The sequence below is a fragment of the Pseudomaricurvus alcaniphilus genome (genome assembly GCF_011440395.1).
Classification (GTDB): Bacteria; Pseudomonadota; Gammaproteobacteria; order Pseudomonadales; family Cellvibrionaceae; genus Pseudomaricurvus; species Pseudomaricurvus alcaniphilus.
This window is the reverse complement of record NZ_JAAOIX010000001.1, coordinates 1,128,278-1,140,398: the sequence shown is the minus strand read 5'-3', so window position 1 is coordinate 1,140,398 and position 12,121 is coordinate 1,128,278. Positions and strand designations below refer to the sequence as shown.

Below are 12,121 nucleotides of genomic sequence, written 5' to 3'. Positions count from 1 at the left end.
TAGTAGACGTTGGAGCCTCGGGTAAAGCGCGAGTCTGGTGTTATTAGCGAGCCTTGTGTAAATCGGCTGGTGGTAGTTGGCATCGGCCTTATTGGCGGCAGCCTCGCTGCCGCCCTGAAACAAGCGGGTGCTTGCCGGGAAGTGATCGGTGTCGCCCGGCGCCCGCAAACCTGTGCCGATGCGGTCGCCCTCGGGGTGGTTGATCGGGCGGTGCTGTCCATTGCCGAGGTGGCCCCGGAGCTCGCCGCCGGCGACGTTATTTTTGTGGCTGTACCGACCCTGACCGTAACCGCCATCCTGCAGCAGATCCAGGCATGCGTCGCCCCGGAGGTCACCATTACCGATGGCGCCAGCGTCAAGGGCTCGGTGATCGACGCAGTGCGCACCGCCTACGGTTGTTTGCCAGCGCAATTTGTCGCCGGCCACCCCATTGCCGGTTCCGAGCGCAGTGGGGTTGAGGCCAGCAATCCGGACCTCTACAAGGCGCATCGGGTCATTCTCACGCCCACCCCGGAAACCGGCGCCAGCCATCTGCAGCGGGTGCGCGCCATGTGGCAGGCGGTGGGGGCCGAAGTGCTGACCATGTCGGTGGCCGAACACGACGAGGTGCTGGCGGCCACCAGTCACCTGCCTCATGTGATCGCCTATTCGCTGGTGGATACCCTCGCCAACGACTCAGAGAACGAGAACATCTTTCGCTACGCCGCCGGCGGCTTCCGCGATTTTACCCGGATCGCCTCCAGCGACCCGGTCATGTGGCACGATATTATGCGCGCCAACAAGCACAGCGTGCTCGCCGCGCTGGATTTGTTCAGTGATAATCTGTCCCGCCTGCGCAGCGCCATCGCCGGGGAAGACAGCGAACACATGCTGAGGGTGTTTACCCGGGCAAAATCCGCCCGCGATCACTTCAGCAAAATGTTAACCAAACAGGCCTACAGTCAACCTATGCAAGATCAACAAATTACCTATACCGTCCAGCCGGGCGGCAGTGTCGTCGGTGTGCTGCGCGTACCGGGCGACAAATCCATCTCCCATCGCTCCATTATGTTGGGCTCCATTGCCGAAGGCGTGACCGAAGTCGAAGGCTTTCTCGAAGGCGAAGATGCGCTGGCAACCCTGCAGGCATTTCGCGATATGGGGGTGGTCATCGAGGGCCCGGATCACGGTCGGGTACGCATTCACGGCGTCGGTCTGCACGGTTTGCAAAAGCCGCCCGGGCCGCTGTATGTGGGCAACTCCGGCACCTCCATGCGCCTGCTGGCGGGCCTGTTGGCCGGGCAGAAATTTGACGCCGAGCTGACTGGGGATGAGTCCCTGTCGAAGCGACCAATGAACCGGGTGGCCAACCCGCTGCGCGAGATGGGGGCCAACATTGAAACCGCTGAGGGTGGCTTGCCACCGGTCAAGGTGCGCGGCGGTGCCGAGTTGCACGGTATCGATTACGTGATGCCCATGGCCAGCGCCCAGGTGAAATCCTGTGTCTTGCTGGCGGGTCTGTATGCAGAGGGCACCACCCGGGTGACGGAACCGGCCACCACCCGCGACCACACCGAGCGCATGTTGAACGGCTTTGGCTATAAGGTCGACCGCGTCGGTGCGGCTGCGAGTCTCACCTCGGGCGGCAAGTTGACTGCCACCAAAATCGAAGTGCCGGCAGACATTTCTTCTGCTACTTTCTTTATGGTGGCCGCGGCAATTGCGCCGGGCTCCGATGTGACCCTGAATCACGTGGGAATCAATCCCACCCGCGAGGGCGTGATCAATATCCTGCGCCTTATGGGGGCCGACATCAGCTTGCAAAATCCGCGTGAAGTGGGCGGCGAGCCAGTGGCGGATATCCGCGTGCGCTACGCCCCCCTGCAGGGTATCCGCATTCCGGAGGACCAGGTGCCACTGGCCATCGACGAGTTTCCGGCGCTGTTTGTGGCCGCCGCCTGTGCCAGTGGCAAGACTATCCTGACCGGAGCGGAAGAGCTGCGGGTGAAGGAGAGCGACCGCATCCAGGCCATGGCCGACGGCCTGGTGACGCTCGGCGTACAGGCAAAGCCGACCCCGGACGGCATTGAAATTGTGGGTGGGCCGATCGGCGGTGGTGAGGTGGAAAGCCACGGTGATCACCGCATTGCCATGTCGTTTACCATTGCCGGCCTGCGTGCCACCGACACCGTGGTGGTGAAAAATTGTGCCAATGTGGGCACCTCTTTTCCCACATTTGTGAAGCTGGCCCAGGCGGCGGGCATCAAATTGACGGTAAACTGACCGATTTTTTAGCAGCAGACCGTAGAGGATACAGTTGCAGTGAAGATTTTAGTGACCGGCGGTGCCGGCTTTATAGGCAGCGCGGTGGTGCGTTACCTGATTGGTGAAACCGAACACCAGGTGCTCAATGTGGACGCCCTGACCTACGCCGGCAACCTGGAGTCCATCCCCTGTGCCGATGACCCGCGCTACCGCTTCGCGCATCTCGATATTCGCGATCTGGCGGGCCTGCAGCAAGCCTTCGCTGAATTCCAGCCCGACGCAGTGATGCACCTGGCGGCGGAGAGTCACGTGGATCGCTCCATCGACGGGCCAGCGGAATTTATCCAGACCAATATTGTGGGTACCTACAATATGTTGGAAGCGGCCCGCGGCTATTGGCAGGGGCTGGATGCAGCCGCGCGGGAAGCGTTTCGCTTTCACCATATTTCCACCGACGAAGTCTACGGTGACCTGGGCCCGGAGGGGCTGTTCACCGAGACCACAGCCTACGAGCCCAGCTCACCTTACTCGGCCAGCAAGGCCTCCAGCGATCACCTGGTGCGCGCCTGGCAGCGAACCTACGGCCTGCCAACACTGGTCACCAACTGCTCCAACAATTACGGGCCCTACCACTTTCCGGAAAAGCTGATTCCGCTGGTGATTCTCAACGCCCTGGCGGGCAAGCCGCTGCCGGTCTACGGCGACGGCAGCCAGATCCGCGATTGGCTGTACGTGGAGGATCACGCCCGTGCCCTGGTCCGGGTCATCACTGCCGGTGAGGTGGGTGAGACCTACAATATTGGTGGCCACAACGAGCGCCGCAATATCGATGTGGTCAGGACCATCTGCGCGACGCTGGAAGAACTGGCGCCCGGGAAACCGGCGGGAATCAGTCGCTATGAAGACCTGATTACCTTTGTCTCCGATCGCCCCGGCCACGATGTGCGCTACGCCATCGATGCCTCCAAGATTGATCGGGAACTGGGCTGGAAGCCGGCGGAAACCTTTGAAAGTGGTATTCGTAAAACCGTGCAGTGGTATCTGGACAATCGCCAGTGGTGGCAGCGTATCCAGGACGGCTCCTACCAGGGCGAGCGCCTCGGACTCAACCTCAACTGATCAAGCGGGTATAAATATGAAGGGAATAGTACTGGCCGGTGGCACCGGTAGTCGATTGCACCCTATTACCATGGGGGTGTGCAAACAACTGCTGCCTGTCTATGACAAGCCGATGATTTATTATCCGCTCACCACCCTGATGTTGGCGGGCATCCGTGAAATCCTGATTATTTCCACCCCGGAAGATACGCCGCGCTTTTCCCAGATGCTGGGCGATGGCAGCCAGTGGGGCATAACCATTGAGTACGAGGTACAGCCGTCGCCGGACGGGTTGGCCCAGGCGTTCCTGATCGGCGAGCAGTTTATTGGCGACAGCAGCTGTGCGCTGGTGCTGGGAGACAACCTGTTCTTCGGCCAGGGCATGACCAAATCGCTGCTCAATGCGGCCCAGGCAGAGCGCGGCGCCACGGTGTTTGCCTATCCGGTGAAAGACCCGGAGCGGTTCGGGGTGGTGGCCTTTGACAGCAATGGCAAGGCTTACGACATAGAGGAAAAGCCGAGCAAGCCCAAGTCCCGCTACGCCATTACCGGGTTGTACTTCTACGACAACCGGGTGGTGGAATACGCCAAGCAGGTGAAGCCCTCGAGTCGCGGTGAGCTGGAAATCACCGACCTCAACCGGATCTACCTCGAGGCCGGCGAATTGAACGTGGAGATGATGAGCCGTGGCGCCGCTTGGCTGGACACCGGTACCCACGACTCGCTGCTGGAGGCCGGTACCTTTGTGCAGACCATCGAGCATCGCCAGAGCCTGAAAATTGCCTGCCCGGAAGAAGTGGCCTGGCGCAAGGGCTGGATCGATGACGGTCAACTGCAAGCCCTGGCCCAGCCGCTGATCAAGAGCGGTTACGGCGAGTACCTGTTGGATATTATGGAATACTGAGTTTATGAATGTTATTGCAACCAAATTGCCAGGCGTGGTCATTATTGAGCCGAAAGTGTTTGGCGACCAGCGCGGTTTTTTCCTGGAGTCCTTCCAGGCGGAACGCTATCGAGAGGAGGCCGGCATCGAGCTGGACTTCGTCCAGGACAATCACTCCCGCTCCTCCCGGGGCGTGTTGCGTGGCCTGCATTACCAGGTAAAAAAGCCGCAGGGTAAACTGGTGCGGGTGGTGCGCGGCGAAGTGCTCGACGTTGCCGTCGATATCAACCCCGATTCCCCCACCTATGGCCAGCACGAGGCGGTCATTCTCAGCGAGGACAATTATCGCCAGTTCTGGGTGCCGCCGGGCTACGCCCACGGTTTCGTGGTGTTGTCCGAGGTGGCCGACTTCGAGTACAAGTGCACTGACTACTACGACCCCAGCGACGAGGGCGGGGTGATCTGGAACGATCCGGACATCGGTATCGACTGGAAAATCGACCAGCCGCAGCTGTCCGCTAAAGACAGTGTTCTGCCGACCCTGGCGCAGTTGCATAAATAGACGGGTACCCGATCATGACTTTTAAGGTGTTATTGTTTGGGGCCAATGGCCAGGTAGGGCATGCCTGTGGTAAAGCCCTGGGCGAAATCGATGCAGAGCTGGTAGCGCTGGATCGCAGAGCGGCTGATTTTGCCGATCCCCAGGCGGTCTACGAGGTGATTAAACAGCAGGCCCCGGATTTTGTGGTCAATGCCTGTGCCTATACCGCGGTGGATAAAGCGGAGAGCGACGCTGAACTGGCGCACGCGGTCAATGCCGCCAGTGTGACGCGCATGGGTGAGGCCTGCGCCGAACTGGGTATCCCGACTTTGCACCTGTCCACTGACTATGTCTTCAACGGCACCGCCGACCAGCCCTACACCGAGGACAGCGCGGTTGATCCCATCGGTGTCTACGGTGCCAGCAAGCTGGCTGGCGAGCAGGGCCTGCAAGCGGCCAATCCCCGCCATATCATTATGCGCACCAGCTGGGTGTTCGGCGAACAGGGCAATAATTTCGTCAAAACCATGTTGCGCCTGGGTGCCGAGCGACCCGAACTGGGTGTGGTTGGCGATCAGATTGGCTGCCCCAGTTACAGCGGCGACCTGGCCCATATTATTCGCCTGTGGGTGCAGGCCTACCAGCGCAATCCGCAACAGCCCTGGGGAATCTACCATTGCAGCAACAAGGGCCAGTGCAGCTGGTACGAGTTTGCGGCGGCTGTCTTTGCCGCCGGGGTCGACTGTGGTCTATTGCCCAAGGCGCCGCAGTTGAAGCAGCTGACCACTGACCAGTATCCCACGGTGGCGGCACGCCCGGCCTATTCGGTGCTCAATTGTGACAAGCTGGAGGCGGCGCTGGGAGTTGCCCTGCCCCACTGGCAGGCGGGTTTGAACAATGTCTGCAATGCGCTGAAGGCAGCACGGTAAATCTTTTCCGGTTTTTTATCCAGGGAGCTCTTTATCGAGGATCCAGGATGCTCTTTATCCAGGGTGCTCTTTATCCAGGGTGCTCTTTATCCAGGGTACTCTGCCCAGTCTGCTCTATTATTGGCCCAGTACTCGTTTAGCCGAGTACTGGGCCAATCCCCCAAGCAGCTATTCCAGCGCAATTCGGCCGCTGTTGCGATCGAGGGTCTTGCTGCCGATCCCCTTGACCTGGGTCAGTTGGTTGACCTCACTGAAGTTGCCGTGCTTTTCCCGCCACTGCACGATGGCGTGGGCTTTTTTCAGGCCGATACCGTTGAGGCGGCTGGAAATCTCCTCGGCACTGGCGGTGTTGATGTTGACGCTCTCGCTGGCCGTGGCCTTGCTATTGGCCCAGCTGAGGCTGGGGCCGGCGGCAAAAATAACCAGTAGCATGACGATCTTGACCAGGTGTTGGTAGTTGGCGATGTTTTTCATGATAACGCTCCTTGTTGGTTGGAGTGGATAACATAACCCGCAAGCGGCGCAAAACAATCGGTAAAAAGTGTGGAAATAGGGTAATTCTACCCGGCTGATCCAATTGCCTGCTCGGCCAGCGGGCAGTCTTAAAACGCGTCAAGTCATGACTAACGATGTGACAACAGGTACAATCCCTTCCCCCTGAAATACTCCACAGGAAAGGCTGGGCCCTGATGATTGAAAACCCCCGAATTCTGGTGGCGATGGATTTTGATCGTCGCCAAGACTGCCTCAATATGGCTGACCGGCTGGATCCGACCCAGTGTCGTTTGAAAGTGGGCAAGGAGCTGTTCACTGCGGCCGGCCCGCAGGTGGTGGAAGCGCTGATGCAGAAGGGGTTTGAGGTATTCCTGGACCTGAAGTTTCACGATATTCCCAATACCACCGCCAAGGCGGTGAAAGCGGCTGCCGAGCTGGGGGTTTGGATGGTGAATGTGCATGCCAGTGGCGGTGAGCGGATGCTGGCAGCGGCGAGAAACGAGCTGGACAAGCGCAGCGGTGCCAAGCCATTGCTGATCGCCGTGACCGTGTTGACCAGCATTGAAAGTGCCGATTTGCACGCTCTTGGGGTAGCCAACAGTGCCGCTGAACAGGTGCAGTTGCTGGCGCGGCTGGCGCAGAGCAATGGTATGGATGGGGTGGTGTGCTCGGCCCGGGAGGCATCCAGTCTCAGGGCGGAGTTGGGGGCTGGCTTTTGTTTGGTGACGCCCGGCATCCGACCTGCGGATGCGGCCGCCGATGACCAGCGCCGGGTGGTGACCCCTGCCGATGCAATTCGGGCGGGCAGTCACTATCTGGTGGTCGGGCGACCGATCACCCAGGCGCCTGACCCGGCGGCTGTGTGCCGCAATATGGCTGCGGCGATCAAGGCCGCAAGTTAAAAGCAGGGCCCCGGCATGATTCGCGCAAGAGCGAATCGGGGCTGCCTGAATTGAAATCCGGTTTCAAGACGTCTGCAGGACTGGGCAGAAACCCGTTCCAGAAGGAAAACTATGATTATTACTATTGATGGCCCCAGCGGCGTGGGCAAGGGAACGGTTGGACAGAAGTTGGCCGACAAGTTGGGTTTTCACCTGCTGGATAGCGGTGCGTTGTATCGCTTGACAGCGCTGGCGGCAGAGCGCCAGAAAGTTGATTTTGCGGACGAAAAAGCCCTGGCCAAGGTGGCCAGGGAGCTGGATGTGGTATTTGAACCCGGTGATAAAATCAAATATTTGCTTGCCGGTGAGGATGTCAGTGATGCCATCCGCCAGGAGGACGTCGGCATGAACGCCTCCCGGGTTGGTGCCAGCGAACAGGTGCGCGAGGCCCTGTTGCAGCTGCAGAGAAATTTTGCCAGGGCGCCGGGGTTGGTGGCCGACGGCAGGGATATGGGCACGACTGTATTTCCCGGGGCGTCGCTGAAGATATTTCTCAGTGCCACCGCCGAGGAGCGGGCGCGGCGGCGTATCAAGCAGCTGCAGGCTGCAGGTCAGGCCGTCGACGCCGAGCAAATCCTGAAAGACATCAAGATTCGCGACAAGCAGGATCGCGAGCGATTGATCTCGCCGCTTAAGCCCGCCGATGATGCCATCGAGATCGATACCACCAGTATGAGTGTGCAGCAGGTGCTGGACGTTGTCTTGGCGTTGGTCTGATTTTACAGTAGGCTGCCGGTAGTGCAGGGCCTGGTGTGACGCCGGGTGCTGTCGGGCGGCAACAAGCGACACGCAATGAGCGACAAGCGATAGGCATTAAGATAGCCGACCACAAGGCGGGCAGCTTAAGCAAAGGGAGCGAAGAATGGCTGTGATTAAAAAAGTATTGTTACTGGTGCTACTTTTGGTCGGATTGATCCTGGGGGTCTGGTTCAGCACCGAAAACGCCCAGGTGGTTGACGTGCTGCTGCTGGGCTTCCCTATGCCGCCGGTGTCGCTGGGGGTGCTGGTATGCGGTGTGCTGCTGGCGGGCGCGATAGTGGGTTACTTGCTGAGCCTGTTAGGGGGGTTGAAACTCAAGGGCGATGTACTGGCGCTGAAGCGGCAACTGAATCGTCGCGACAAAGAACTGGAACGGTTGCGGAAAGCGCCCGTTAAAGGCTGAGGCAAGGGTCGATAATGTTCGATTGGGGGCTGTTACTGCTGTTGTTGGCGGCCATTGCAATCGGCTATTTTCTCGGGCTCCGCAGCCGCCGGCAAAACTCCGCAAAATCCGGCCCCACGTTCGAGCCCCACTACATACAGGGCCTCAATTATCTGTTAAGTGAGCGGCAGGACGCCGCCATCGACACCTTTATCGATGCGCTGGAGGTCAACAGCGACACCCTGGAAACTCACCTGGCACTGGGCAATATGCTGCGCAAGCGGGGCGAGGTGGATCGGGCCATCAAGATTCACCAAAACCTGCTGGCGCGCCCGGGCCTGGGGGAGGAGCAATCCCTGCAGGTGCAACTGGAGCTGGCGCGGGACTTTATCCGGGCCGGACTGCTCGATCGCGCTGAACTGCTATTGCTGGAACTCATGAACACCTCGTCAGCGGCGCTCCGCTCCCAGTGCCTGCAGGACCTGATTGAAATCTATCGCGATGAGAAAGAGTGGCAAAAGGGCATCTCTGCCATCAATCAGTTGTCCGGCCGGCGCTTCTCCCGACTGCAGGACAAATGGCGCCGGGTTCAGGCCCACTACTACTGTGAATTGGCCGAGGAGGCGTTGCAGCGCTCCGACTACCTGGTGGCGCGCCGCCTGCTGCGCTCGGCGATGGGGGCCGATAAGCAGTCGGCCCGGGCCAGCCTGTTGCTGGGGCGCCTGGAGTTGCGGCTGGGGCAGCCAGTGGAGGCGCTAAAGGCGCTCAAACAGGTGTTTTACCAGGATGCGGCGCTGGTCGGCGAGGCCCTGCCGATCATCGCCGAGTGCTACGCTGAAATGGGGGCGACCGCTGAGCTGGCGGCCTACCTGGATGAACGGCTGGCGGAAAGCGGGTCGGTGGCCATTGCCCTGGCCCGGGCGCAGTTGCTGCGAACGGAGCAGGGCGCGCAAGCGGCGGCTGAATTTCTCGGCCAGCAACGGGCTCCGGGGCTGAGTTTGCAGGCGGCGGGCACCTTGTTGCACTATCAATTGGAGGGGCAGTCCTGCCCCGATACCGGCCTGCAAACGGCCGCTGCGGTGGTCGACCGGCTGCTCAAGGCGCTGCCCCAATACCGCTGCCAGCAGTGCGGCTTTGGCGGGCAGCAGCTGCACTGGCTGTGCCCGAGTTGCAAAACCTGGGGAGCGGTCAAGCCGGTTGATGGTTAGCCCCCGGACAATCCCGGCAGATCTTGCCGTCAGTTGCGAACTCTGTTATCCTCCGCCGCCTCTAAAACCCGTGTTTGGGTTCTAGACGGCGATAACATCCGCATTAGCCAGCAAGAGCGGGGTTGTCGTCAAATTTAACCGGCCCCATACAACTGGCAGTATGGTTGACAAGTGCAGTTGGTGTGATTCGATAGTTTCGAGCTGAAAATATCAATGCGTAGTCTCTTGCAGCAAAGGAGCCTGAAGCTCCTGCAGGGAGAGTTCGCCAACCGGCTGGCTTGTGCTGTTTACCTTTATAAAGGTTGTCCTAATGAGCGAATCCTTCGCAGAACTCTTTGAAGAAAGTTTGAAATCCGTCGATATGGTACCCGGTTCTATTGTTACCGGCGTGGTGATCGATGTTGATAAAGACTGGGTGACTGTTCACGCTGGTCTGAAGTCTGAGGGTGTTATTCCCGCGGTTCAGTTCCTGAACGACAGCGGTGAGATGACCCTGAACATTGGCGACGAAGTACAGGTTGCCCTGGAATCGGTCGAAGACGGATTCGGTGAGACGCGACTGTCTCGCGAAAAAGCCAAGCGCGCTGAAGCCTGGAAGGTTTTGGAAGCTGCTCACGAGGCTGACGAAATTGTTAAAGGCGTTATCAATGGCAAGGTCAAGGGTGGCTTTACCGTGGATGTCGCCGGTATTCGTGCGTTCCTGCCAGGTTCACTGGTTGATGTGCGTCCGGTGCGCGAAACTACGCACCTGGAAGGCAAGGATCTCGAATTCAAAGTGATCAAGCTGGACCAGAAGCGCAACAACGTGGTTGTATCTCGTCGCGCTGTTATGGAGAAAGCCAATTCTGCCGAGCGGGAAGAGCTGCTGGCCAACCTGCAAGAAGGTATGTCGGTTAAGGGTATCGTCAAGAACCTCACTGACTACGGTGCCTTTGTTGACCTGGGCGGTGTCGATGGTCTGTTGCACATTACCGATATGGCCTGGAAGCGCATCAAGCACCCGAGCGAAATCGTCAATGTTGGCGATGAGATCGACGTTAAAGTCCTGAAGTTTGACCGTGAGCGCAACCGTGTATCCCTTGGCCTGAAGCAGCTGGGCGAGGATCCATGGGTCGAAATTACCTCTCGTTACCCCGAGGGTGCGCGCACCACTGCCCGCGTTACCAACCTGACCGATTACGGCTGCTTTGCTGAAATCGAAGAGGGTGTGGAAGGTCTGGTACACGTTTCTGAAATGGATTGGACCAACAAGAATATCCACCCGTCCAAGGTGGTCAATGTTGGTGATGAAGTTGAAGTTATGGTGCTGGATATTGACGAGGAGCGTCGTCGTATCTCCCTGGGTATCAAGCAGTGCCAGGAAAATCCCTGGGATGCATTCGGTCGTCAGTTCGCCAAAGGCGACAAGATTTCCGGCAAGATCAAGTCCATCACTGACTTCGGTATCTTTATCGGCCTGGATGGCGGTATCGATGGCCTGGTGCACCTGTCCGATATCTCCTGGCAGGAAGCGGGTGAAGAAGCGGTACGCAAGTACAAGAAAGGCGATGAGCTGGAAACTGTTATCCTGGCCATCGACCCGGAGCGCGAGCGTATCTCCCTGGGTATCAAGCAGCTGGATAGCGATCCGTTCTCTGACTACGTTGCCGTTAACGACAAGGGTGCCATTGTTACCGGTACCGTGAAGGAAGTGGATGCGAAAGCAGCCATCGTTACCCTGGCGGCTGACGTTGAAGCAGTGCTGAAAGCTTCCGAGCTCAGCCGTGACAAGGTTGAAGATGCACGCAATGTGCTGAGTGTTGGTGATACTGTCGAAACAGTCATTTTGAATGTCGACCGTAAAAACCGCGCCATCAACCTGTCGGTCAAGTCGAAAGACGCTGCCGAGGAGCGCGCTGCTATCAAGGAGCACTCCAACAAGGCCGCCGAGCAGGCTGCCCCGGCCACCATTGGCGACCTGATCAAGGCGCAGATGCAGAGCCAGGACAAGTAAGACCGCTGCTGCCTGCGGGCAGCTGGCAAACAAAAAAGGCGACCTTCGGGTCGCCTTTTTTGTGTCCTCGGCTTTTGCTTGCGATTGGCAGTAATCTAGTGCGCGTATCGGCAGCTCATGTCTTGTGGCAGATTATCTCTTTTAACTGCGCCTGCTACAGGGTCTTTGGTCACGCCAATCGCACTAATATTTTGTCAGAAAATTTTACAGTTGGCGCTGTGCGTCGTTGTAGTTGCCTGCTCAGACGTGCCGGGCGCCAGTAAAAAGCTTTTTTGTATCAGTTGGTTAAGCGCCTTTGGTGTGGGGCTGCATAGTTTTGGCTCAAAATATGCTTTTATTAGTTTCTGGTAGTAATCTATTAAAATTAAAACTGTAACTAACTTTATTCTCTAGTGGTTTCCTGTAACTGCAATACCATAAATTTTTAACTCTTAACCCCTATTTGACCCCTAGTCAATAGGGGTATCGCATAGTGAATATTGGGCGAATGTATAAAAGCACCGTTGTTGGCAGTTCCGTCAAAGACAGCTCGGTCAATATCGGAATTTGTAATGCTCGCTCAATGATAACCATAAGGTCCGTTGACACTGCTCGGTGTGCAGCCGCTCGGTTAACAATGGGCTCGATATGTTCAGCTGAGGGATTTTA

Annotated in this window: 11 protein-coding genes; 10 read left to right on the top strand and 1 reads right to left on the bottom strand. The window is 58.2% G+C overall.

Annotation, left to right across the window (positions count from 1 at the left end; translation table 11 throughout):
* Positions 1-9: 9 nt before the first annotated feature.
* From G8764_RS04845 to rfbD, 5 genes are read left to right on the top strand one after another with little or no spacing between them, the layout of a single operon-like run.
* Entirely contained in the window at positions 10-2,262 is a 2,253-nt protein-coding gene (locus G8764_RS04845) for a bifunctional prephenate dehydrogenase/3-phosphoshikimate 1-carboxyvinyltransferase (RefSeq protein WP_207951664.1), read from the top strand.
* 39 nt (positions 2,263-2,301) lie between these two features.
* On the top strand, positions 2,302-3,363 hold the full coding sequence (gene rfbB / locus G8764_RS04840; RefSeq protein ID WP_166162374.1) for a dTDP-glucose 4,6-dehydratase: 1,062 nt from the start codon (positions 2,302-2,304) through the stop codon (positions 3,361-3,363).
* A gap of 16 nt (positions 3,364-3,379) precedes the next feature.
* Entirely contained in the window at positions 3,380-4,246 is an 867-nt protein-coding gene (rfbA, locus tag G8764_RS04835; protein ID WP_166162372.1) for a glucose-1-phosphate thymidylyltransferase RfbA, read from the top strand.
* Between the two features lie 4 nt (positions 4,247-4,250).
* Positions 4,251-4,787, top strand: a complete 537-nt coding sequence (rfbC, locus tag G8764_RS04830; protein ID WP_166162370.1) for a dTDP-4-dehydrorhamnose 3,5-epimerase — start codon at positions 4,251-4,253, stop codon at positions 4,785-4,787.
* A 14-nt stretch (positions 4,788-4,801) separates the two neighbouring features.
* On the top strand, positions 4,802-5,695 hold the full coding sequence (gene rfbD / locus G8764_RS04825; protein WP_166162368.1) for a dTDP-4-dehydrorhamnose reductase: 894 nt from the start codon (positions 4,802-4,804) through the stop codon (positions 5,693-5,695).
* A gap of 168 nt (positions 5,696-5,863) precedes the next feature.
* Here the strand turns inward: rfbD and G8764_RS04820 are convergent, their stop codons facing one another.
* A complete protein-coding gene (locus tag G8764_RS04820) occupies positions 5,864-6,169 on the bottom strand; it encodes a ComEA family DNA-binding protein (protein WP_166162366.1) in 306 nt (101 codons plus the stop codon).
* A 212-nt stretch (positions 6,170-6,381) separates the two neighbouring features.
* On the opposite strand from G8764_RS04820, the gene pyrF reads away from it, so the two are divergent.
* The 5 genes from pyrF to rpsA all read left to right on the top strand — a co-directional run bounded on the left by pyrF (position 6,382) and on the right by rpsA (position 11,473).
* The gene (gene pyrF, locus G8764_RS04815) at positions 6,382-7,092 is read left to right on the top strand and encodes an orotidine-5'-phosphate decarboxylase (RefSeq protein WP_207951720.1); all 711 of its coding nucleotides are present in this window, start codon (positions 6,382-6,384) and stop codon (positions 7,090-7,092) included.
* 111 nt (positions 7,093-7,203) lie between these two features.
* Positions 7,204-7,848 carry a (d)CMP kinase gene (gene cmk / locus G8764_RS04810; protein WP_166162362.1) on the top strand — a complete coding sequence of 215 codons (645 nt, stop codon included), beginning with the start codon at positions 7,204-7,206 and terminating at the stop codon, positions 7,846-7,848.
* Between the two features lie 145 nt (positions 7,849-7,993).
* A complete protein-coding gene (locus G8764_RS04805) occupies positions 7,994-8,293 on the top strand; it encodes a lipopolysaccharide assembly protein LapA domain-containing protein (RefSeq protein ID WP_166162360.1) in 300 nt (99 codons plus the stop codon).
* 14 nt (positions 8,294-8,307) lie between these two features.
* Positions 8,308-9,480, top strand: coding sequence for a lipopolysaccharide assembly protein LapB (gene lapB / locus G8764_RS04800; RefSeq protein ID WP_166162358.1), 1,173 nt, complete (start codon positions 8,308-8,310; stop codon positions 9,478-9,480).
* Between the two features lie 310 nt (positions 9,481-9,790).
* Complete coding sequence (gene rpsA / locus G8764_RS04795) at positions 9,791-11,473, top strand: 30S ribosomal protein S1 (RefSeq protein ID WP_166162356.1); 1,683 nt, start codon at positions 9,791-9,793, stop codon at positions 11,471-11,473.
* Positions 11,474-12,121 lie beyond the last annotated feature (648 nt).